This window comes from Salipiger sp. ABN3_019, assembly GCF_056158605.1.
On sequence record NZ_JBSWTP010000003.1, the window covers coordinates 120,070 to 140,186 of the forward strand.

22 protein-coding genes are annotated in these 20,117 nt (G+C 67.1%); 16 read left to right on the forward strand and 6 right to left on the reverse strand.

Annotation, left to right across the window (positions count from 1 at the left end; all coding sequences use genetic code 11):
* Positions 1 to 93: 93 nt before the first annotated feature.
* Entirely contained in the window at positions 94 to 1,104 is a 1,011-nt protein-coding gene (locus tag ACXAD2_RS03125; protein WP_475166766.1) for a quinoprotein relay system zinc metallohydrolase 2, read from the forward strand.
* 190 nt (positions 1,105 to 1,294) lie between these two features.
* Here ACXAD2_RS03125 and ACXAD2_RS03130 read toward each other — a convergent pair whose 3' ends face one another.
* Positions 1,295 to 1,924 (reverse strand): hypothetical protein, encoded by a 630-nt coding sequence (locus ACXAD2_RS03130; RefSeq protein WP_475166769.1) that lies wholly within the window; start codon positions 1,922 to 1,924, stop codon positions 1,295 to 1,297.
* A 184-nt stretch (positions 1,925 to 2,108) separates the two neighbouring features.
* Between ACXAD2_RS03130 and ACXAD2_RS03135 the strand changes: the two genes are divergently transcribed.
* The 7 genes from ACXAD2_RS03135 (at position 2,109) to ACXAD2_RS03165 (ending at position 8,409) form a co-directional block, all read left to right on the forward strand.
* Positions 2,109 to 3,236, forward strand: coding sequence for an S-(hydroxymethyl)glutathione dehydrogenase/class III alcohol dehydrogenase (locus ACXAD2_RS03135; protein WP_475166772.1), 1,128 nt, complete (start codon positions 2,109 to 2,111; stop codon positions 3,234 to 3,236).
* Between the two features lie 3 nt (positions 3,237 to 3,239).
* Entirely contained in the window at positions 3,240 to 4,064 is an 825-nt protein-coding gene (gene fghA, locus ACXAD2_RS03140; RefSeq protein WP_475166774.1) for an S-formylglutathione hydrolase, read from the forward strand.
* Between the two features lie 28 nt (positions 4,065 to 4,092).
* Positions 4,093 to 4,494 carry a c-type cytochrome gene (locus ACXAD2_RS03145; RefSeq protein ID WP_475166776.1) on the forward strand — a complete coding sequence of 134 codons (402 nt, stop codon included), beginning with the start codon at positions 4,093 to 4,095 and terminating at the stop codon, positions 4,492 to 4,494.
* A 134-nt stretch (positions 4,495 to 4,628) separates the two neighbouring features.
* Entirely contained in the window at positions 4,629 to 6,431 is a 1,803-nt protein-coding gene (locus ACXAD2_RS03150) for a methanol/ethanol family PQQ-dependent dehydrogenase (RefSeq protein WP_475166778.1), read from the forward strand.
* An 82-nt stretch (positions 6,432 to 6,513) separates the two neighbouring features.
* A complete protein-coding gene (locus tag ACXAD2_RS03155) occupies positions 6,514 to 7,047 on the forward strand; it encodes a c-type cytochrome, methanol metabolism-related (protein ID WP_475166780.1) in 534 nt (177 codons plus the stop codon).
* The gene (locus tag ACXAD2_RS03160) at positions 7,031 to 7,882 is read left to right on the forward strand and encodes a substrate-binding domain-containing protein (RefSeq protein WP_475166782.1); all 852 of its coding nucleotides are present in this window, start codon (positions 7,031 to 7,033) and stop codon (positions 7,880 to 7,882) included. The genes ACXAD2_RS03155 and ACXAD2_RS03160 overlap by 17 nt, the downstream gene beginning before the upstream one ends.
* Positions 7,879 to 8,409: a PQQ-dependent catabolism-associated CXXCW motif protein gene (locus ACXAD2_RS03165; protein ID WP_475166783.1), complete on the forward strand. Its 531-nt coding sequence runs from the start codon at positions 7,879 to 7,881 to the stop codon at positions 8,407 to 8,409. The genes ACXAD2_RS03160 and ACXAD2_RS03165 overlap by 4 nt, the downstream gene beginning before the upstream one ends.
* 15 nt (positions 8,410 to 8,424) lie before the next feature.
* Here ACXAD2_RS03165 and ACXAD2_RS03170 read toward each other — a convergent pair whose 3' ends face one another.
* The 4 genes from ACXAD2_RS03170 to ACXAD2_RS03185 all read right to left on the reverse strand — a co-directional run bounded on the left by ACXAD2_RS03170 (position 8,425) and on the right by ACXAD2_RS03185 (position 11,045).
* A complete protein-coding gene (locus ACXAD2_RS03170; RefSeq protein WP_475166785.1) occupies positions 8,425 to 8,895 on the reverse strand; it encodes a MaoC family dehydratase in 471 nt (156 codons plus the stop codon).
* 122 nt (positions 8,896 to 9,017) lie between these two features.
* Positions 9,018 to 9,971: a YncE family protein gene (locus tag ACXAD2_RS03175; RefSeq protein ID WP_475166787.1), complete on the reverse strand. Its 954-nt coding sequence runs from the start codon at positions 9,969 to 9,971 to the stop codon at positions 9,018 to 9,020.
* Complete coding sequence (locus tag ACXAD2_RS03180; protein WP_475166789.1) at positions 9,955 to 10,506, reverse strand: SRPBCC family protein; 552 nt, start codon at positions 10,504 to 10,506, stop codon at positions 9,955 to 9,957. Before ACXAD2_RS03180 ends, ACXAD2_RS03175 begins: the two co-directional genes overlap by 17 nt.
* Entirely contained in the window at positions 10,503 to 11,045 is a 543-nt protein-coding gene (locus tag ACXAD2_RS03185) for a DUF3280 domain-containing protein (protein ID WP_475166791.1), read from the reverse strand. Before ACXAD2_RS03185 ends, ACXAD2_RS03180 begins: the two co-directional genes overlap by 4 nt.
* Positions 11,046 to 11,212: 167 nt before the next feature.
* Here ACXAD2_RS03185 and ACXAD2_RS03190 point away from each other — a divergent pair, with 167 nt between their 5' ends.
* The 8 genes from ACXAD2_RS03190 to ACXAD2_RS03225 all read left to right on the forward strand — a co-directional run bounded on the left by ACXAD2_RS03190 (position 11,213) and on the right by ACXAD2_RS03225 (position 18,314).
* Positions 11,213 to 12,385: an ABC transporter substrate-binding protein gene (locus tag ACXAD2_RS03190; protein ID WP_475167122.1), complete on the forward strand. Its 1,173-nt coding sequence runs from the start codon at positions 11,213 to 11,215 to the stop codon at positions 12,383 to 12,385.
* An 8-nt stretch (positions 12,386 to 12,393) separates the two neighbouring features.
* A complete protein-coding gene (locus tag ACXAD2_RS03195; RefSeq protein WP_475166792.1) occupies positions 12,394 to 13,365 on the forward strand; it encodes a YVTN family beta-propeller repeat protein in 972 nt (323 codons plus the stop codon).
* Positions 13,366 to 13,394: 29 nt separating this feature from the next.
* A complete protein-coding gene (locus ACXAD2_RS03200) occupies positions 13,395 to 14,360 on the forward strand; it encodes an ABC transporter substrate-binding protein (RefSeq protein ID WP_475166795.1) in 966 nt (321 codons plus the stop codon).
* A gap of 29 nt (positions 14,361 to 14,389) precedes the next feature.
* The gene (locus ACXAD2_RS03205) at positions 14,390 to 15,019 is read left to right on the forward strand and encodes an ABC transporter ATP-binding protein (RefSeq protein ID WP_475166797.1); all 630 of its coding nucleotides are present in this window, start codon (positions 14,390 to 14,392) and stop codon (positions 15,017 to 15,019) included.
* 15 nt (positions 15,020 to 15,034) lie between these two features.
* Complete coding sequence (locus tag ACXAD2_RS03210) at positions 15,035 to 15,478, forward strand: cupredoxin domain-containing protein (RefSeq protein WP_475166800.1); 444 nt, start codon at positions 15,035 to 15,037, stop codon at positions 15,476 to 15,478.
* Positions 15,479 to 15,618: 140 nt separating this feature from the next.
* Positions 15,619 to 15,903, forward strand: a complete 285-nt coding sequence (locus ACXAD2_RS03215; RefSeq protein ID WP_475166805.1) for a helix-turn-helix transcriptional regulator — start codon at positions 15,619 to 15,621, stop codon at positions 15,901 to 15,903.
* Entirely contained in the window at positions 15,903 to 17,240 is a 1,338-nt protein-coding gene (locus ACXAD2_RS03220; protein ID WP_475166807.1) for a HipA domain-containing protein, read from the forward strand. Before ACXAD2_RS03215 ends, ACXAD2_RS03220 begins: the two co-directional genes overlap by 1 nt.
* A gap of 99 nt (positions 17,241 to 17,339) precedes the next feature.
* Complete coding sequence (locus tag ACXAD2_RS03225; protein ID WP_475166809.1) at positions 17,340 to 18,314, forward strand: class 1 fructose-bisphosphatase; 975 nt, start codon at positions 17,340 to 17,342, stop codon at positions 18,312 to 18,314.
* 24 nt (positions 18,315 to 18,338) lie between these two features.
* Here the strand turns inward: ACXAD2_RS03225 and ACXAD2_RS03230 are convergent, their stop codons facing one another.
* Positions 18,339 to 19,799, reverse strand: coding sequence for an MDR family MFS transporter (locus ACXAD2_RS03230; RefSeq protein ID WP_475166813.1), 1,461 nt, complete (start codon positions 19,797 to 19,799; stop codon positions 18,339 to 18,341).
* Between the last annotated feature and the right edge of the window lie 318 nt (positions 19,800 to 20,117).

Sequence of the window (20,117 nt, forward strand, 5' to 3'; positions counted from 1 at the left end):
TGTGCCTGACGACGGTCCGCACGGGTACCGAGCGCATGGTCGGTATGGATCGGCGGGCGCGGCGGCGCGAGGCTCGGCGCAGGAGGACGCGAGATGTTCGAAGCGGTGGTGATGATCTGCGCGGCGCTGGCGGGCGAGCCCTGCCGCGATGCGCTGGTGCCGGGCTATGAGAGCGCCAGCATGGCCGCCTGCAAGGACGCGCTGGCGGCCCGCCCGGTGGCGAGCGCGATCTGCCGCGCCGCCGGTCCGGCGCTTGACGTGCGCGAGGTGGCGCCGGGGGTCTTCGTGCACCGCGGCGCGGTGGCCGAGCCCGATGCGCAGAACGGCGGCGACGCGTCGAACCTCGGCTTTGTCGTCGGCCAAGGCGCGGTGGCGGTGATCGACAGCGGGTCGGCGGCCTGGATGGGCGAGGCGCTCTGGCGCGCCATCCGCGCCCGCACGGACCTGCCGGTGCGCTACCTGCTGCTGACCCATGTGCACCCCGATCACGTGCTGGGCGCGCGGGTGTTCGAGGCGGCGGGGGCCGAGGTCATCGGCCATGCCGGGCTGCCGCGGGCGCTGGTGGAGCGGCAGGCGGGCTACCTGGAAAGCTTCGCCCGGCAGATCGGGGCGGAGCGCTTTCTCGGCACGACGCCGCCGCAGGTGACCCGCGGCGTGAACGCGCGGCTCGAGATCGACCTCGGCGGGCGGGTGCTGGAGCTGCGCGCCTGGCCTGCGGCGCACAGCAGCACCGATCTGACGGTGCTCGACCGGCAGAGCGGCACGTTGTTCGCGGGGGATCTGCTGTTCGACGCGCATGTGCCCGCGCTCGACGGCAACCTGCGGGGCTGGCAGGCGGCGCTCGGCGAGATGGCGAAGATCGACGCGCAGCGTGTGGTGCCGGGGCACGGCGGGCCGGTGCTGGACTGGCCGCAGGGCGCCGCGCCGGTGCAACGCTACCTGAGCGTGCTGGCCGAAGAGACCGCCGCCGCCATCGCCGCCGGTGAGCGGCTGTCGGAGGCCATCGCGCATGTGGCGCAGGGCGAGGCCGGGCAGTGGCAGCTTTTCGAGGCGTTCAACCCGCGCAACGCCACGCAGGCCTTTACCGAGCTGGAATGGGAATAAATCCGCCCCGAGACCCGCCCCCGCAGCGCCAGCGGAAGGCTGCGTATTTTTAAAGAGAAGAAGCAGGGGGACCGTCCCTTCTGCCCCTTCTTCTCTTTGAAAATACGCCCGCCGGAGGCGTCCTGATCCCTCCAGCGGCGCGGCGCGGGGCAAGCGGGCTGAGTTTGTGGTCCTCGGTCAGTGGCCGGGGTCAGCCGCCCTCGCGCCCGGCCTCGGCGAGGATCTGGGCGATGGCATAGAGGCGCTTTTCCAGCAGTTGCGGCGTCTCGCACAGGTAGGTGATCGTGTGCTGGCGGTCGGTGAAGATGCGCTGGTCCCAGTCGATCTGTTCCTCCAGCGCGTCGACCCGGTCGAAATCGGGGTCGGCCATGGCCATCTGCGCCTCCATCTCGGCGCGGGCGGCGTCGATCTTTTCCGACAGCGCGATCTGGCTGAGGGAAAATTTCCCGATGCCGTCGAGGATCCGTGTGCGGCGCGCGGCAAGCCGGTCGAAGACCTCGCCAAAGACCGCCCCCATCAGCGCCATGTCGCGTCCCTCGGTTTCGGCAAAGGCGGCGACCTCGGTGCGCGCGGTGTCGAGGTCCACGCGGCGCAGCGCCAGCAGCTCGGCGAGCTCATCGGCGGCGGCACCAGAGGCGCCTTCGGGGCCGGTTTCGGGCAGCGGCTGCGGCCACATCAGCCCCGCCGACAGCCGCTCGACCTTGCGCTGCACGCAGGGCCATGTGGGATCGGAGAAATCTGCCGCCTGCGCCGCCGGTCCGGCCAGTGTGAGCGCGGCGGCGAGCGCGAGACCTCCCCGGAACATTCCCTGTCTGATCATGGTCTTCCTCCTGCCTGCGGGGCCGCATTTTGCCCGCTTGCAGGCTGCGCTTTCAAGGCCCTGCGGGGAATACCCACCATTGGCGGTATTGTTGGGTATGCAACGGCGCACCCATACTCGCCTCAACCGCGGGACCCGTCTCGGGACCCGATGTGCAAGGATTTTCACTCAGGAGGAGGACTGCATGAGAACCCGTGCAGCCGTGGCGCTGGAAGCCGGCAAACCGCTCGAGATCATGGAGGTGGAACTTGACGGCCCGAAGGCCGGAGAGGTGCTCGTGGAGATCAAGGCCACCGGGCTTTGCCACACCGATGAGTTCACCCGGTCTGGTGCCGACCCCGAGGGCATCTTCCCGGCCATTCTTGGCCATGAGGGCGCCGGTGTGGTGCTGGAAGTGGGTGAGGGCGTCACCACGCTGAAGCCCGGCGATCACGTCATTCCGCTTTATACCCCTGAGTGCCGCGAGTGCCCCTCGTGCCTGTCGGGCAAGACAAACCTCTGCACCGCGATCCGCAACACCCAAGGGCAGGGGCTGATGCCCGATGGCACCACCCGCTTCAAGATGCTCGATGGCACGCCGATCCATCACTACATGGGCTGCTCGACCTTCGCCAACCACACGGTGATGCCGGAGATCGCGCTCGCCAAGGTGCGTGACGACGCGCCCTTCGACAAGATCTGCTACATCGGCTGCGGCGTCACCACCGGCATCGGCGCGGTGATCAACACGGCGGGGGTTGAGATCGGCGCGACGGCGGCGGTGTTCGGCCTCGGCGGTATCGGTCTCAATGTCATCCAGGGCCTGCGCATGGCCGGGGCCGATATGATCATCGGCGTGGATCTCAACGACTCCAAGGCCGAGATGGCCCGCAAGTTCGGCATGACCCATTTCGTGAACCCGTCGAAGGTCGACAGCACGGTGCAGGCCATCGTCGATCTGACCAAGCGCGGCGCGGATCAGATCGGCGGCGTCGATTACAGCTTCGACGCCACTGGCAACGTCAAGGTGATGCGCGACGCGCTGGAATGCTCGCACCGCGGCTGGGGCGTGTCGGTGATCATCGGCGTGGCACCGGCCGGGGCCGAGATCAGCACCCGCCCGTTCCAGCTGGTCACCGGCCGGGTCTGGAAGGGCACGGCGTTTGGCGGCGCCAAGGGCCGCACCGATGTGCCGAAATTCGTCGACTGGTACATGGACGGCAAGATCGAGATCGACCCGATGATCACCCACAAACTCAAGCTCGAAGAGATCAACCACGGCTTCGATCTCATGCACGAGGGCAAATCCATCCGCGCGGTGGTCGAGTTCTGAGATATGGAGGTTGTGGCGGAAAACATCAGCTTCGGCGGGCGGCAGACCGTCTACCGGCACGGCTCGGAGGCCTGCGGCTGCGACATGACCTTCGCGGTCTATCTGCCGCCGCAGGCCGAGGCCGGACCGGTGCCGGTGCTGTGGTATCTCTCGGGGCTGACCTGCACGCATGAAAACGCGATGACCAAGGGCGGTTTTCAGGAGCATGCCGCGCTGCACGGGCTGGCGGTGGTGTTTCCCGACACCTCGCCGCGCGGGCCGCAGGTGGCCGATGACGAGGCCTATGATCTGGGGCAGGGCGCCGGGTTCTACGTCAACGCCAAGCGCGAGCCGTGGAAGCCGCATTACCGCATGTACGATTATATCACCGACGAGCTGCGCGGGCTCGTGTCTGCCATGGAGGGGATCGGCGCGCGCCATGGCATCACCGGCCATTCCATGGGCGGGCATGGCGCGCTGACGCTGGCGATGCGCAACCCCGATCTCTACGACAGCCTGTCGGCCTTCGCGCCGATTGCCCATCCCACCCAGTCGGACTGGGGGCGCAAACAGCTCTCGGCCTATCTCGGCGACGACGAGGGATGTTGGGCGGGGCATGATTCCACGCTGCTGATGGAGGAGCGCGGCTGGAAGGGAGAGATCCTCGTGGATCAGGGCGCGCGCGACCAGTTCCTCGACCTGCTGAAGCCCGAGGCGCTGGCCGGGGCGATGACAAAGCGGCGTCAGCCGGGGGTGCTGCGGATGCAGCCCGGCTACGACCATTCGTATTTTTTCGTGAACACATTCGCCGGCGACCACGTCGCTTGGCATGCGGCCCGGCTTGCCTGAGCCCCGGCCCAGAAGGAGGAGACAAGGCATGTTTCAAAGACTGCTCGCAGCCGCGCTGATGGTGACGCTTTCGGGGGGCGCCGCGCTTGCCGATGTAGAGGGCGACGCCGACGCGGGCGAGAAGGTGTTTCGCAAGTGCAAGGCCTGTCACATGGTTGGCGCTGATGCACAGAACCGCGTGGGCCCAACGCTGAACGGCATCATCGGCCGCGAGATCGCGGCGGAAGAGGGCTTTGACTATTCCGACGCGCTGACCGAGCTGGCCGCCGAGAAGGGCAGCTGGACCGCCGAGGAACTGGCGGCCTTTCTCGAGAAGCCGCGGGATTACGCCAAGGGCACCAAGATGTCCTTTGCCGGGCTGCGCAAGGAAGACGAGCGCACCAATGTGATTGCCTACCTGTCGACCTTCAGCGCGGAGGGCGGCTCGTAACCGGTATTCGAATGTCCGGGGGCGGCGGGAGGAGGATCGCCAAACCCGGATGAGCCCACGAGGTCTCTGTCGCCGCAAGGCGGACCCCGCGGGACAACGAGGCGGCACCCGCCGCCATACCAAGGGAGAAGGAAATGAAGAGACGGCTGCTACTGACGTCTGGCGTGGCCCTATGCGCCGCGTCCATGGCGATGGCGAATGACGACCTCATGACCCAGATGGACAATCCCGCGCAATGGGCGATCCAGACGGGCGATTACGCAAACCAGCGCTATTCCGAGCTGGACAAGATCAACAAGGAGAACGTGGGCGACCTGCAGGTGGCATGGACCTTCTCGACCGGTGTGCTGCGCGGCCATGAGGGCTCGCCGCTGGTGGTCGGGGACACGATGTTCGTGCACACACCGTTCCCGAACATCGTCTATGCGCTCGATCTCAACGAAGACGGCAAGATCAAATGGCGCTATGAGCCGAAGCAGGATCCGGACGTCATTCCGGTGATGTGCTGCGACACGGTGAACCGCGGTGTCGCCTATGCCGATGGCAAGATCTTCCTGCATCAGGCCGACACCAAGGTCGTGGCGCTGAGTGCCGAGACCGGCGAAGTGCTTTGGGAAGTGGTGAATGGCGATCCGTCGAAAGGCGAGACCAACACCGCGACGGTTCTGCCGGTCAAGGACAAGGTCATCGTCGGCATCTCGGGCGGTGAGTTCGGCGTGCGCGGCCATGTCACGGCCTACAACATGGAGACCGGCGAGCAGGAATGGCGCGCCTGGTCGATGGGACCGGACAGCGACATCCTGATGGACCCGGAGAACACCACGCATCTGGGCGAGCCGGTGGGCGCGGATTCGGGCACCAACACATGGGAAGGCGATCAGTGGATGATCGGCGGCGGCACCACTTGGGGCTGGTATTCCTATGACCCCGAGGCCGACCTGATCTACTACGGCACCGGCAACCCCTCGACCTGGAACCCGGCACAGCGCCCGGGCGACAACCGCTGGTCGATGACCGTGATGGCGCGTGACCCCGACGACGGCATGGCCAAATGGGTCTACCAGATGACCCCGCATGATGAGTGGGACTTCGACGGCGTCAACGAGATGATCCTCACGGATCAGGAGATCGACGGCGAGGCGCGCAAGCTGCTGACCCACTTCGATCGCAACGGTCTGGCCTATACGATGGACCGGGTCAGCGGCGAGCTTCTGGTGGCCGAGAAATACGACCCGGCGGTGAACTGGACCACCGGCGTCGACATGGACCCGGGCTCCGAGACCTATGGTCGTCCGGCGGTGGTGGCCGAGTATTCCACCGAGCAGAACGGCGAGGATGTGAACTCGACCGGCATCTGTCCGGCGGCGCTTGGCACCAAGGACCAGCAGCCGGCGTCTTATTCGCCGAAGACCGAACTGTTCTATGTGCCGACCAACCACGTCTGCATGGACTACGAGCCGTTCCGCGTGAGCTACACCGCCGGTCAGCCCTATGTGGGCGCGACGCTGGCGATGTATCCGGCGCCCGAAAGCCACGGCGGCATGGGCAACTTCATCGCGTGGGACAATATCGCGGGCGAGATCAAATGGTCTATCCCCGAGCAGTTCTCGGTCTGGTCGGGCGCTCTGGCGACCGCGGGTGACGTGGTCTTCTATGGCACGCTCGAGGGCTACCTGAAGGCGGTCGATTCAGAGACCGGCGACGAGCTCTATCGCTTCAAGACGCCCTCGGGGATCATCGGCAACGTGATGACCTACGAGCATGGCGGCAAGCAGTACCTCGGCATCCTGTCGGGTGTCGGGGGCTGGGCCGGCATCGGTCTTGCCGCGGGGCTGACCAACCCCAACGACGGTCTCGGCGCGGTCGGCGGCTATTCGGCCCTGTCCGACTACACCGCGCTTGGCGGCCAGCTGACGGTCTTTGCTCTGCCCGAGTGATCCGCAGCCGTGAAGGGCGCCGGCGAGAGCAAGGCTTTCGCCGGCGCATCCCTCCGAAAGACAGTTTCAGGACCCTTATGCCATGACCCCAAAGCTTACCCTCCTTGCCGCCGCTGGCCTGCTTGCGGCCTTCCTGATGGCGGGGGCGCTCAATGCCGCCAACGTCTCGATGGACGATCCCAATATCGCCGTCGATTACGAGGAAGGTGGCCGCTATTACACCGAGGATGGCATTCCGACCTTCAACATCACCGAGGATGGCACGGTGGACTGGCCGACCTTCTCGGGGTTCCGCCGCTATCACGCCGAATGCCATGTCTGCCACGGCCCCGATGGCGAGGGCTCGACCTATGCGCCGGCGCTGAAGAACTCGGCGGTCGAGATGGATTACTACGATTTCGTCGATGTGGTGGTGAACGGGCGCAAAAAGGTCGGCGCGGCCGAAAACTCGGTGATGCCCGCCTTCGGCACCAACCCTAACGTGATGTGCTACCTCGACGACATTTACACATATCTCAAGGCGCATGGCTCGGGCGCGATCGACCGTGGCCGTCCTGCCAAGAAGGAGCCCAAGAGTGACACTTTCACCGAGATGGAAGATGCCTGCATGGGCTGAGGAAAAGCGCCGCATCCTCATCGCGGCGCTGGTGGCCCTGCTTGCCTCCCATGCGGGGCCGGGCGCGGCGCAGACCTCGGATCTCGTCTCCAAGACGCATCTGAGGGTCTGCGCCGATCCCGCCAATGATCCGATGTCGACGGAGGACGGATCGGGCTATGAGAACAAGCTGGCCGAGCTGATCGCCAGCAAGCTCGAACGATCCGTCAGCTATACGTGGTTTCCCATGGCCACCGGCTTTATCCGCCAGACGCTCAAGGCCGGGAAATGCGACGTGGTGATGGGCTACGCGCAGGGCCATGAGCTGGTGCTCAACACCAACCACTACATGACCTCGGCCTATGTGCTGGTGGTGCCCGCCGACGGAGAGCTTGCCGAAGTGACGCAACTGTCGGACCCGGCGCTGCAGGGGCTGAAGCTGGGGGTGATCGCCGGATCGCCGCCCGCCACCCATATGGCGCGCAATGGTCTCATCGGAAAGGCGCGGCCCTATCAGCTGGTGGTCGACCGGCGCCATGACAGCCCGGCGGACGACATGCTGACCGACCTCGAGGCGGGCGAGATCGACGCCGCGGTGCTCTGGGGGCCGATCGCCGGACCGCTGGTGAAGCGCGACCATCCGGGGCTGAAGGTGGTGCCGCTGATCCATGAGGCGGGCGCGCCGAAGCTGTTCTATCGCATCACCATGGGCGTGCGGCAGGGCGAGAAGGTCTGGCAGCGCCAGCTCAATTCGCTGATCCGCCGCAATCAGGCCGAGATCGACGCGCTGCTGATCGAGGCTGGGGTGCCGCTCGTGTCGGACATGGGCGAGCAGGTGATCTCGGTGTCGCAATGAGGGCTCTGGCGGCGGTGCTGATACTGCTGCCAGCGCTGGCGTTTGCGCAGCAGGTGCCGGAACCCGAAGGCTACCGGATGGAGGCCTATCGCGCGCCGGTGCCAGAGACGCTGGCGGGGGCGCAGGTGGTGGATGCGGATGAAGCACATGCCTTGTGGCAATCGGGAGAGGTTGCCTTTGTCGATGTGCTGCCGCAGCCGCCGAAGCCCGCCAATCTGCCCGAGGGCACGGTCTGGCGGGCCAAGCCGCGCGACAGCATCCCCGGCGCCGTCTGGCTGCCCAACACCGGTTATGGCGCCTTGGCCGAGGAGGATGCGCAGTATTTTCGCGACGGGCTGGCGGCGGTCACCGGCGGCGACACGGCGCATCCGCTGCTGATCTTCTGCCTCGCCGAGTGCTGGATGAGCTGGAACGCGGCCAAACGCGCCTTGGCCGAAGGATATGCAGAGGTTTACTGGCTGCCCGTAGGGACAGACGGGTGGGCCGCGGCAGGCTACCCGCTGGAGCGGGTCACGCCGCGGCAGTGATCTGCGGGCGGGCGGTCAGCCCTGATCGCCGCGCCCGAACATCACCATGCGCGAGAGCAGCCGCTGCCGGGTCTCGCCGTGCTGGTTCAGCGTCAGCGTCTCGACCGAGACCATCGCCCGACCGGGGCGCGAACGCGAGGGTTTGATCTCGGTGATCGTGCTTTCCACATGCAGCACATCGTTTGCGCGGGTCGGCTTGGGCCATGTCACCTCGACCCCGGCACCGATCAGCCCCTTGGCGAAGGGCATTGACGAGACGAAGAGCTTCATGGTGATCGCCGCCGTGTGCCAGCCGCTGGCGGCCAGCCCCTCGAACAGGCTGTCCTTGGCCGCCTCTTCGTCGAGGTGGAAGGGCTGCGGGTCGTAATCGGCGGCGAAGGCCTTGATCTGCGCCGCATCCAGCGCGTGGGTGCCGCTGACGAACCGATCCCCGACGGCGATATCTTCGAGGTAGAGATCGCGGGGCAGGGGGGCGGTATCGGTCATGGCGGCTGGGGTCCTCGGCTGATTGTGGTCACAAAGCTATGCGCAACGCGGGCGGGCGCGTCCAGCCCCGTGAAGCAGCCCCCTGACTCGGCCCCATGCCGCCCTCCCCTGACGCAGCGGCATCAGTCGGCGGTTTGCAGAACGAAGGCCCCGAAGGCGCGCGGCCCGTCGGCAGTGTCGATGTCGCGGATCCATTCCAGCGTCTCGGCGTCGATCAGGCTGAGGGTGTTGTCGAACCAATTGGCCACGGCGATGCGCCCATCCGAGGTGGCGGCGATCCCCTCGGGGTATTCGCCCACCGGCAGCTCCGCCAGCGGCGCGAGGTCCGAAAGCGCGATCACGCTGAGCGTGCCCGCGTATTGGTTGGTGACGAAGGCGCGCCCCGCCGCGAAGGCCACACCATAGGGACGCGCGCCCACGGCAACCGTTGCCAGCACCTCGCCCGTGGCGGGCGCGATCACCGTCACGTCGTCGCTGCCGACGTTGCCCACGAAAAGCCGCCCGTCCGGCGCGAAACCAAGCCCGAAGGGGCGGGTGCCGACCGTGGCGGTGCGGGCCAGCGCCAGCGTCTCGGCATCGTAAAGGCTCACCCGGTCGGCATCGCGCTCGGCGGCGGCAAGCCAGCGGCCATCGGGCGACAGCGCCAGCCCGGCGGGGGCGGCGCCTGCCTGTAGCTCGGCCTGCGGCTCGAGCGTCATGTCGTCCAGGACCCAGAGCCGCGCGTTGTACCAGTCCGACACGAAAAGCCGCCCGCGCGCCGCGTCATGCGCCGCACCCATCGGGCCGCCGTCAAGCTGCACCTCTGCCTCTACCGTGCCGTCCGGGCCATGGCGACGCACGGTCTTGGCATCGGGGGCCACGGTATAGACCCGGCCGTCTGTGGCCACGGCGATGCCCGCCGGTTTGCCGGGCAGGGACCAGCGCGCGACCTCGGTGCCGGTGGAAAGGTCGAGCACGCTGACCGCCTCGCCGTTCTGGCAGGTGACATAGGCAAGATCGGCGGTGGCAACGCCCGGTGCGGCACCGGCCCAGAACGCCAGCGCCGCACCGCGCGCGAGATCACGAAGAGGGCGCACCGAACCGCTCGACCAGCGCCTTCATCCCGGCCTCATAGACCCCGGTCACCGCCGCGATCGCGGCCTCGTCGTTGAGGTTTTCGGGCGGGTCGTTGTTGGGATAGCCGCGATAGAAGGCGCCGCGCCATTCGACCTCGGACCCGCCGCCGTCGCGCGGTTTCACCGTCAGATGCGACGAATAGTTGGTCACCGGCAGCACCTCCACCGCGACATCTGTGATGCGGTAGCTGTAGGACATCTTCTCGTCGCTGTATTTGTAGAGCACCTCCGAGATCATCGGCCCCTCGGCGCCCTGATCCGACAGGTAAAGCTCGCGCGTGGCGTCGATCTCATTGCTGCCCTCGCCGGAGTTCGACAGGATCGCGGGGTGCCATGTCATGTCCTGAAAATCGCCGATGGCGGCCCAGACCTCGGCGGGCTCGGCGGCGACCTCGGTGGTCACGGTGACTTTCTGCCGGGTCGGCCCATGCGCCATGGCGGCGGCGGGCATCAGCGCCAGCGCCGCCCCCGCGATCAGCAGGTTGCGTCGTTTCATTTGCTCTCCTCCTTGGAAGTCTCGGGCTTGGAATTCTCGGGGAACTCCCCGGTCAAAGGCCCCGTGAAAATGCCGGTGCGCAGGATGTAATCCATCCCGCGGCGCCAGCTCTCGTCGGTGTTGGACCTTATATCGACGACCCGGCCGCGCACGGTCTGCCCGGTGTTTGGATCGCGCAACTGCAGGTTCATCGACAGGATCAGGTTCGACACTTTCTGCACCTCGCCCACCAGCGCATAGTCGGCCCCCAGTTTGCTGGCCATGCGGGCGTCGCAGCCGTAGCATTTGGCCGGGTTGACGATGCGCGCGCGCTCTTCGGCCACCGGCGCGAGGTCCAGCAGCTCAAAGCCCTCGGCGCTGAACCGGTCGGCAACCATCTGCTCGAGCATGGCAATCCGCCCCAGCTCCGCCGGGTCCTGCCCCAGTTCGGCGGTCTGCAGCGAGCTGTCGAGAAAGGTGATCCCGAAAAACGCCACCTTGCCGCCGGCAAAGGCCGGGCTGCAGAGCAGGTTGAGCAGGATCAGGGCGCGGATAAGCATCGCTGCCTTCTTAGAAATTAAGAGTTGCAGGTAATCGTGCCGCCGTTACGCTGGTCCTCGCAACCGAACCGAAAGTATCGGTTCACCGCCTTGCCTTCGGAGGGGCAAAGTGGGGCAAGCCCGACCAAAACAGGCGGGCATGGGAGGAGAACGTGCTGACACGAGCGATGCCGCTGCTGGCCGCGGTGGCGCTGGCGCTATGGGCGCCGGTGGCGCAGGCGGTCGAGGTGAAGGCCGGGGTGCTGCGGGTGGACTACCCGGCGCTGCTGCCGATCTCGCGCTACGACCTGCGGGCCGAGGATCTGGATTTCGCCGGGGCGCACCTGGCGGATGAAGACAATGCCACCACCGGCGCTTTCATGGGCCACAGCTACGAGACGGTGACCGCCGCCGCCGCGCCCGAGGAGGCGCTTGCCGCGCTCGAGGAGATGTTGGCGTCGGGCATTCGCTACATCGTGGTCGATGCGCGGGGCGAGGAGATGCTGGCGCTTGCGGGCCGGGCTGCCGAGGCGGGCGCTCTGGTGGTCAACGCCGCCGCGCCAGAGGTCGCGCTGCGCGGCGCGGACTGCCGCGCCAACCTGCTGCACGTCGCCCCTTCGGACGCGATGGCCGCTGACGCGGTGGCGCAATTCGCGATCTGGAAGAAATGGCCGCGCTGGGTGCTGGTCAGCGGCTCGAACCCCGAAGACCGCGCGCTGGCCGAGGCCTACCGCCGCGCCGCCCGCAAGTTCGGCGCGAAGATCGTCGAGGAGCGCGAGTTCGAGGACACCGGCGGCGCCCGCCGCACCGATTCAGGCCATGTGCTGGTGCAGCGCCAATTGCCCACCTTCCTGCAGCGCCTGCCCGAGCATGATGTGGTGATCGCCGCCGACGCCTCGGATTATTTCGCCGCCTATCTGCCCTATCACCTCTGGACGCCGCGCCCGGTGATGGGCAGCGCCGGGCTGCGCCCGGTCACCATGCATGGCGCGCATGAGGCCTGGGGCGCGACGCAGTTCCAGACCCGGTTCGAGAAACTGGCGCGGCGGCAGGTGAGGCCCGGCGATTACAACACATGGCTGGCGCTGCGCGTGCTGGGCGAGGCGGTGACCCGCACCGGCAGCAACGATCCCACCACCTTGGAAGACTACATCCTATCGGACGCCTTCGAACTGGCCGCCTTCAAGGGCCAGAAGGTGACCTTCCGCACTTGGAACGGCCAGCTGCGCCAGCCGATCCTGCTTTACGACGACCGCATCACCGTCAGCGTCAGCCCGCAGGAAGGGTTTCTGCATCAGGTCTCGCCGCTCGACACGCTGGGGCTCGACCGCCCCGAATCCGATTGCACGGCTTTCGAATGAGGACACCGATGAAACATCTCATGCTTTCCGCCGCGCTCTGCCTCGCCGCCACCGGTGCCTATGCGGGCAAGGCTTTTGTGTCGAACGAACGCGGCAACACGATCACCGTGGTCGACACCGAAAGCTGGGAGGTGATCACCGAGTTTCCGGGCGGCAACCGCCCGCGCGGCATCACCCTCTCGCCCGATGGCGCATTGCTTTATGTCTGCGCCTCGGATGACGACACGGTGCGGGTCTTCGACACCGAAACCTATGAGGAGCTTTACACGCTGCCCTCTGGCCCGGACCCCGAGCTTTTCGTGCTCGATCCCTCTGGCAGCCCGCTCTACATCGCCAATGAAGACGACAACCTCGTCACCGTGACCGACACCCAGAGCCATACGATCCTTGCCGAAGTGCCGGTGGGGGTGGAGCCCGAGGGCATGGCGATCTCGCCCGACCACAAATGGGTGGTGAACACCTCGGAAACCACCAATATGGCGCATTTCATCTCGACCGAGGATTACGCGATCAAGCACAATATCCTCGTCGATCAGCGCCCGCGCTATGCCGAATATCTGGACGATGGCACCCGGCTTTTCGTCAGTTCCGAGATCGGCGGCACCGTCAGCGTCATCGACATCGCCGAGGACGGCACGCCGACGCTGAGCCAGAAGATCAGCTTCGAGGTGCCCGGCGTGCTGCCCGAATGGCTGCAGCCGGTGGGGGTGAAGGCAACCTCCGACGGCAGCCGCATCTTCGTGGCGCTGGGACCGGCGAACCGGGTGGCGGTGATCGACGGCACGAGCCTTGAGGTGATCGATTACATCATGGTGGGCCAGCGGGTGTGGCAGATGGCCTTCACGCCGGGCGAAGAGTTCCTCGTGACCACCAACGGCAATTCCAACGACATCACGATTATCGACGTGGCCGCCGAGAAGGCGATCAAATCGGTGCAGGTGGGCCAGCAGCCCTGGGGCGTGGCGATCACCCCCGAATGAGACGGGCCGCAGTGAGGGGAGGAGAGACGATGAAGAGATTTCTGACCGTACTGGCGCTGGGATGCGTGACCGCCTTCGGTGCCGCTGCGCAGGAATTGCCGGTGATCCGCGCCGCCGTGCTGAAGATCGGCACGGTCAATTGGGAGCTGTCGACGATCACCGAACAGGGGCTCGACGAAAAGCACGGCTTCCGGCTCGAGATGGTGCCCTATGCCGACAATGGCGCCACGCGCCTCGCGGTGGAGGGCGGCGAGGCCGACATGGCGGTGGCCGATTGGATCTGGGTCGCCCGCCAGCGCGCCGCGGGCAAGGACTATGTGGTTGTGCCCTATTCGCGCGCCGTCGGCGGGCTGGTGGTGCCCGAGGGCTCGGACGTGGAAACGCTCGCCGATCTCGAAGGCGGCAAGATCGGCATCGCCGGGGGGCCGCTCGACAAATCCTGGCTGATCCTGCGTGCCTTCGCGCAGCAGGAATACGGCATGGACCTCGCCGCGCAGACCGAGCAGGTCTATGGCGCGCCGCCGCTGGTGTTCAAATCGGGCCTCTCGGGGGATTACGCCGGGGCGATCAACTTCTGGCACTTCCTCGCCAAGATGAAAGCGGCGGGGATGCGCGAGCTGATCTCGGTCGAGACGGCGGCAGAGGCGCTGGGGCTCGATCCTGACGTGCCGCTGCTGGGGTATTACTTCAAGGAGGAGTTTCTGGCGCAGCACGAGGGTCTGGCGCAGGCCTTCTATGAGGCCAGCCGCGACGCCAAGCAGATGCTTTCGGACGACCCCGCCGCATGGGAGGCGGTCCGCCCGCAGATGAACGCGCAAAGCGACGCGCAGTTCGAGCAGTTGCGCAGCGATTGGATCGCCGGGGTGCCCGCGCGCGGTGCGGTGGATGCCGAGGCTGCGGGCAAGCTGCTGGCGCTGATGTCGCAGCTTGGCGGCGAGGAGATGGTCGGTCAGGCGGATCGCGTGCCGGACGGCCTCTTCGCGGCGGTGCAATGAGCCTGCGCTGCGCGCCCGAGGAGCGCCGGGTGGTAAGCTTGCTTCCCGAGCCTGCCGCCGTGCGCGTGGATATCCGCTCCAAACGCTTCGGCAGCGTCGAGGTGCTGCGCAACCTCGGCTTCACCGTGGCGCGCGGCGAGACGGTGGCGCTGGTCGGGCCTTCGGGTATCGGCAAATCCACCGTGCTGCGCATCGTCGCCGGGCTCGATCCTTATTTCGAGGGCGAGATCACCCGCCCCGCCGAGATGGCGATGGTGTTTCAGGAGCCGGTGCTGCTGCCGTGGCGCAGCGCGCTGCAGAACCTCACGCTGGTGCATCCCGAACTCGCCGAAAAGGACGCCCGCGCCGCGCTCGACCGGGTCGGCCTCGAAGGGCGATACGATGCCTTTCCGCGCAGTCTGTCGCTTGGCCAGCAGCGCCGTCTGGCGCTGGCGCGCGCCTTTGCCGGGCAGCCCGCTCTGCTGATCATGGATGAGCCCTTCGTCTCGCTCGATCCCGATCTGGCCGAGGCGATGCTGCAGCTGACCGAGGCGCTGATCGCCGAGCAGCGCCCGGCCACCATCCTCGTCACCCACGCGCGGGCCGAGGCGGATCGCCTCGCCGACCGCGTTCTTGAACTCAAGGGCCAGCCCGCGACGCTGGGCCCGCATCTTGTCTGAAGGAGACAATCGATCATGAAGAGCTTTGTTATCACCGCAGCGCTGAGCCTTACGGCCCTGAGCTTTGGGGCGCTGCCCGCCGCCGCGCATGAATACGGCTTTGCCGGGATCCTCTCGAACAGCAATTCCGAGGAGATGCCCGAGATCACCCTGTCGGTGGGCAAGCCGCTGGCCGAGGGGCCGATCACGCTCAAGTCGGGCATGATGTACGAGCTGGAGATCGAGGCCGATGGCACCGGTGAGTTGGGGCTGGAGGGGCCGGGCTTCTTCCGCGCGATCTGGGTCAATGAGGTGGTGATCAACGGGCTCGAGATCCGCCCCTATGGCCTCGAGAGCGTCGAGTTCGACGAGGCTGGCGAGATGGAGATCGAGTTTCTCGCGATCAAGCCCGGTCAGTACTACCTGAAGATCCCCGGCTCCACCGGCGAGAGCCAGCGGGTCGAGATCACCATCCAATAGGGTGCGCGTTTACACTGTAGGGTATATTCACCGTATATACCCTACAGCGCATAAGCGGAAGAAATACACCCCAGAGCATATTGGATAAATATACACTCTGATGTATGCTCGGGCGGTCCTCACGCCGCCCGGAGCCCGTCATGCCCCAGTCCCTCACCCCGATCCGCGACGCCAACGGCTTTGGCGCGGCGATCCGCGCGGCGCGCAATGCCCGCGGCTGGACGCAGGCGGAACTGGGCCGACGGGCGGGGCTGGTCACCCATCACGTCTCGAAGATCGAGACCGGCGACACCGACCCCAAGCTGAGCACGGTTCTGGCGCTGCTCGCGGCGCTGGAACTGGACGCGCTGCTGGCACCGCGCGCGCTCGACGATCCCGCCGCCGAACTGGCGCGCCAGCCGCGGCGGATCGAGGATCTGTTCTGATGGGCCGCAAACCGCTGCGGCGCGGGCTCGACGTGCATATGAACGGGCGCCGCGTCGGGCTTTATTCCAAGGCGCCCGACGGCGCGGTGAGCTTCACCTATGATCCGCAGTGGACCCAAGAGGTCGGGCTGCAAATCTCCCGCGCCCTGCCGCTGCGTGACGGCGCGCAGCGCGGCCCGCAGGTGATCGCGGTGTTCGAGAACTTGCTGCCCGACAGCCCCGATCTGCGCCGCCTCATCGCCGAGCGCACCGGGGCGGCGGGCACCGATCCGCATGCGCTGCTGGCCGCCATCGGGCGCGACTGCGTCGGCGCGCTGCAGTTCCTGCCCGAAGGCACGGCGCCGGGCGATGCCTTTGCCCTGCACGCCGTGCCGCAGACCGAGACCGAGATCGCGGCGGCGCTCTCGGGGCTGGGGCGCGCGCCGCTGGGGCTGGGCCGGGACGAGGCCTTCCGGATCTCGCTGGCCGGGGCGCAGGAAAAGACCGCCTACCTGCGGCAGGGCGGCGCGTGGTGCCGGCCCGAGGGGCTGACCCCCACCAGCCATATCTTCAAGCGGCCGATGGGGGCGCTGCAGCAGGGCATCGACATGTCCGACAGCGTCGAGAACGAGTTTCTGTGCATGCGGCTGGCGGGCGCGCTGGGGTTCGACGTGCCGCAGGTCGAGATGGCGCGCTTCGGCGCCGAGCGGGCGCTGGTGGTGGCGCGTTTCGACCGGCTCTGGCAGGGCGATTGGAACGCGGGGCAGGGGCGCTACCTGCGCTTGCCGCAGGAGGATTTCCTGCAGGCGCTGGGGCTGCCCTCGACTTTGAAGTACCAGAGCGACGGCGGGCCAACCGCGGGCGATTGCTACCGGCTGCTGGCCGGGGCGCAGGATCCGCGCGGCGACCAGAAACTCTTCCTCAAGGCGCAGCTGTTTTTCTGGATGATCGGCGCCACCGATGGCCACGCCAAGAACTTCAGCCTGTTCCAAGAGCCGCGCGGCTACCGGTTGACGCCGCTTTACGACATCCTCAGCGCGGCCCCGGCCCATGCGGCGGGGGCGCTGCGCAACGCGCAGTACCAGATGGCGATGTCGGCGGGGCGCAGCCGCAAGTACCGCATGGATCAGCTGCATCCGCGGCACTTCGTGCAAAGCGCGGTGGACGCCGGATGCCCCGAGTTCTTTGCCCGCGAGGCGCTGGCGGAGCTGGCGCAGCGCGCCGCGCCGGCGCTGCGCGAGATCACCCCGCTGGCCGCCACGCTGCCCCGCCATGTGGCGGGCCCGATCCTTGCGCGGGCGCAGGACTGCGCCCGGCTGCTGGTCAGCGCCGCGCAGAACGATGTGCCGCTGGCCTGACCCTTGCACGCAGCAGAGCCTGTTCCTTTTGCCGCTTCGGCGCTACATCACTGAGGCGTGTGCAGAATTGGCGCACGGATTGCCACAGGACGACCCCAGATGCTGACCCTCCCCACCGACCATTGCACCACCGGCGACGCGCTGCACGACCGCCTGCCCGACGACGGCGCGGGCCGCATCGTGCGCCATATCGCCGATGCGCTGCTGCCCATCGCCGACCGGCTGGCGGCGGGGCTGCTGCCCGGCAACCCGGCGCAGATCGTCGGCGACAACGAAAGCGGCGACGCGCAGAAGGCGCTGGACGTGGGCGCGCATGAACACATGTTGGCGGCGCTTCAGGGCTGCAACATCCGCCACGTGCTGTCGGAAGAGGCCGAAGAGGTGGTCACGCTGGATCCGGCGGGCGATTATGATCTGGCCATCGACCCGATCGACGGCTCGGGCTCGATCGGCATCTGCGCGCTTCTGGGCATGCTCTTCGTCATCTACCCGGCGGGCGACGGCAGCTTCCGCCGCGCTGGCTCCGAGGCGGTGGCGGCGGGCTATGCCTGCTTTGGCCATTCGGTGGATTTCGCATGGTCGCTGGGCGACGGCGTGCATATCGCCACGCTCGACCGCGCGCTCGGCGATTTCCGCATCGCCTCCGAGAACATCCGGCTGAAGCCCAGCACTTCGATGATCGCCTATAACGCCTCGAACGAATACCACTGGGGGCCGGGGCTGCAGGCCTATGCGCAGGATCTGCGGGCGGGCACGGACGGGCCGCGCGGCAAGAGCTTCAACATGCGCTGGCTGGCGGCGGCGGTGGGCGATCTGCACCGCATCATGCTCAAGGGCGGCGCGTTCCTTTATCCGCAGGACAGCCGCAAGGGCTATGAGCAGGGGCGGCTGCGGCTGGCCTATGAGGCGATCCCCATCGCCTTCATGGTCGAGCAGGCGGGCGGACGCGCCACCGACGGGCGCCGCCGCATCCTCGATCTGGTGGCCGAAACCCCGCATGGCTTCTGCCCGCTGATCTTCGGCTCCACCGAAGAGGTCGAGCTGATCGAGGGCTATATCGCGCGCCACGGCTGAGCGCGGCGCGCGTTGCTTTAGGCGTCAGGCATCCGGCCGCATGTCGGGCGGGCGCCGCACAAAGAAACTGGCGCCGATCATCACCAGCGAGATCAGCGCGCCGGTCAGGAACCCGGCCTGCACCCCGGCGGCGGTGGCCTCGGGAAGGCTCGCGCCGCCGGCCATCTCGTTGCCGATGCGGATCGACATGATCGAGACGAAAAGCGCGATCCCCGCCGCGCCTGCCACCTGCTGCACCGTGCCGATCACCGCAGAGCCGTAGGAGTAAAGGTCCTTCGGCAGCGAGCCCAGCGAGGAGGTGAAGAGCGGCGTGAAGAGAAGCGCCAGCCCGATGCTGAGGATCACATGGCAGGCCAGCACCTGCCAGACCGCGCTCTGCAGCCCCAGTGTCGCCATCGCCCCCAGCCCCGCGCAGACAAAGACCGCACCGGGAATGACCAGCTTGCGCGCGCCGACGCGGTCGAAGGTGCGGCCCACGAAGGGCGCCATCAGCCCCATCAAAAGCCCGCCCGGCAGCAGCAGCAGACCCGCCTCCAGCGGCTCCATGCCCAGCACGTTCTGCATGTAGATCGGCAGCAGGATGATCATGCCAAAGAGCGACATCATGCAAAACGCCATCATGATGACCGCGACGGTAAACACCTTCACCCGGAAGGTGCGCAGATCGAGCAGCGCCCGGCCCTGCGGTCCCAGCCGCAGCTGGCGCAGCACGAAGATCACCAGCACCAAAGCGCCGCCCGCCAGCGGCAGCCAGGGCGGCACCGCGCCGCCGCTGCCGTGGCCTTCGCCAAGCGCCGAAAGCCCGTAGACCAGCCCGCCGAAGCTCAGCGCCGAGAGCGGCACCGAGATCAGATCGAGCGGTGCCTTGCGCGGCTCGGTGACATTCTGCAGCCGCGCATATCCCAGCACCAGCGCCGCCAGCCCGATCGGCAGCACCAGCCAGAACATCCAGCGCCAGTCGAGCACCGCAAGGATCACCCCCGAGATCGTCGGCCCGATCGCCGGGGCTACAGAGATCACGATCGAGATATTGCCCATGGTCTTGCCGCGGCTCTCGGGCGGCACCAGCGTCATCACCGTGGTCATCAGCAGCGGCATCATGATCGCCGTGCCGCAGGCCTGCACGATGCGCCCGGCGATCAGCATGCCCAGCCCCGGCGCCAGCGCGCAGATCAGCGTGCCGGTGCTGAAAAGACCCATAGCCATCAGGAACACCGTGCGCGTGTTCAGCCGTTGCAGCAGGAAGCCGGTGATCGGGATCACCACGGCCATGGTCAGCAAGAAGGCGGTGGTCAGCCATTGCGCGGCATTGGCGGTGATCTCAAGGTCGGTCATCAGCCGCGGCAGCGCCACGCCCATGATCGTCTCGTTGAGGATCACGGTGAAGGCCGAGACCAGCAGCAGCAGGATCACCAGACGGTTGCGGGCGGCGTGGTCGGGAGGCGGCGCGGCGGCGGCGCCTTCGGGCTCGGGAGGGCTTTGCATCACTCGTGTCTCTGAAAATCGGGAAGGACCGGCCACGGCGGACGCTGCGGACCCCGCGCCGGTGCCCCGTACCTAGGCTGCCGCCGCGCCCCGCGCAACCCGCGCCGCCTGTCGCGCGCGCCCGGCGCGGATCCCCGCCATCTTCTTCTCTTTCCAAATACGCATATCGCGGCCTGCACCACACGCGCGGCGATGGGTGGCTTGGAGGGAGTTTGCCAGATGGCGAGATAAGGGAAAATCACATGCTCCTAAATTCTGGAAAATGTAGCATCAAATGCCACGCTCTCACCCAGACACCGCAAAAAATGGAAACCCGCT

Excerpts from the sequence above, each read along its gene's own strand:
- ACXAD2_RS03125 (WP_475166766.1), top strand. The coding sequence starts at position 94 with ATGTTCGAAGCGGTGGTGATGATCTGCGCGGCGCTGGCGGGCGAGCCC.
- ACXAD2_RS03130 (WP_475166769.1), bottom strand. The coding sequence starts at position 1,924 with ATGATCAGACAGGGAATGTTCCGGGGAGGTCTCGCGCTCGCCGCCGCG.
- ACXAD2_RS03135 (WP_475166772.1), top strand. The coding sequence starts at position 2,109 with ATGAGAACCCGTGCAGCCGTGGCGCTGGAAGCCGGCAAACCGCTCGAG.
- fghA (WP_475166774.1), top strand. The coding sequence starts at position 3,240 with ATGGAGGTTGTGGCGGAAAACATCAGCTTCGGCGGGCGGCAGACCGTC.
- ACXAD2_RS03145 (WP_475166776.1), top strand. The coding sequence starts at position 4,093 with ATGTTTCAAAGACTGCTCGCAGCCGCGCTGATGGTGACGCTTTCGGGG.
- ACXAD2_RS03150 (WP_475166778.1), top strand. The coding sequence starts at position 4,629 with ATGAAGAGACGGCTGCTACTGACGTCTGGCGTGGCCCTATGCGCCGCG.
- ACXAD2_RS03155 (WP_475166780.1), top strand. The coding sequence starts at position 6,514 with ATGACCCCAAAGCTTACCCTCCTTGCCGCCGCTGGCCTGCTTGCGGCC.
- ACXAD2_RS03160 (WP_475166782.1), top strand. The coding sequence starts at position 7,031 with ATGCCTGCATGGGCTGAGGAAAAGCGCCGCATCCTCATCGCGGCGCTG.
- ACXAD2_RS03165 (WP_475166783.1), top strand. The coding sequence starts at position 7,879 with ATGAGGGCTCTGGCGGCGGTGCTGATACTGCTGCCAGCGCTGGCGTTT.
- ACXAD2_RS03170 (WP_475166785.1), bottom strand. The coding sequence starts at position 8,895 with ATGACCGATACCGCCCCCCTGCCCCGCGATCTCTACCTCGAAGATATC.
- ACXAD2_RS03180 (WP_475166789.1), bottom strand. The coding sequence starts at position 10,506 with ATGAAACGACGCAACCTGCTGATCGCGGGGGCGGCGCTGGCGCTGATG.
- ACXAD2_RS03185 (WP_475166791.1), bottom strand. The coding sequence starts at position 11,045 with ATGCTTATCCGCGCCCTGATCCTGCTCAACCTGCTCTGCAGCCCGGCC.
- ACXAD2_RS03190 (WP_475167122.1), top strand. The coding sequence starts at position 11,213 with ATGCCGCTGCTGGCCGCGGTGGCGCTGGCGCTATGGGCGCCGGTGGCG.
- ACXAD2_RS03195 (WP_475166792.1), top strand. The coding sequence starts at position 12,394 with ATGAAACATCTCATGCTTTCCGCCGCGCTCTGCCTCGCCGCCACCGGT.
- ACXAD2_RS03200 (WP_475166795.1), top strand. The coding sequence starts at position 13,395 with ATGAAGAGATTTCTGACCGTACTGGCGCTGGGATGCGTGACCGCCTTC.
- ACXAD2_RS03210 (WP_475166800.1), top strand. The coding sequence starts at position 15,035 with ATGAAGAGCTTTGTTATCACCGCAGCGCTGAGCCTTACGGCCCTGAGC.
- ACXAD2_RS03215 (WP_475166805.1), top strand. The coding sequence starts at position 15,619 with ATGCCCCAGTCCCTCACCCCGATCCGCGACGCCAACGGCTTTGGCGCG.
- ACXAD2_RS03220 (WP_475166807.1), top strand. The coding sequence starts at position 15,903 with ATGGGCCGCAAACCGCTGCGGCGCGGGCTCGACGTGCATATGAACGGG.
- ACXAD2_RS03225 (WP_475166809.1), top strand. The coding sequence starts at position 17,340 with ATGCTGACCCTCCCCACCGACCATTGCACCACCGGCGACGCGCTGCAC.
- ACXAD2_RS03230 (WP_475166813.1), bottom strand. The coding sequence starts at position 19,799 with ATGCAAAGCCCTCCCGAGCCCGAAGGCGCCGCCGCCGCGCCGCCTCCC.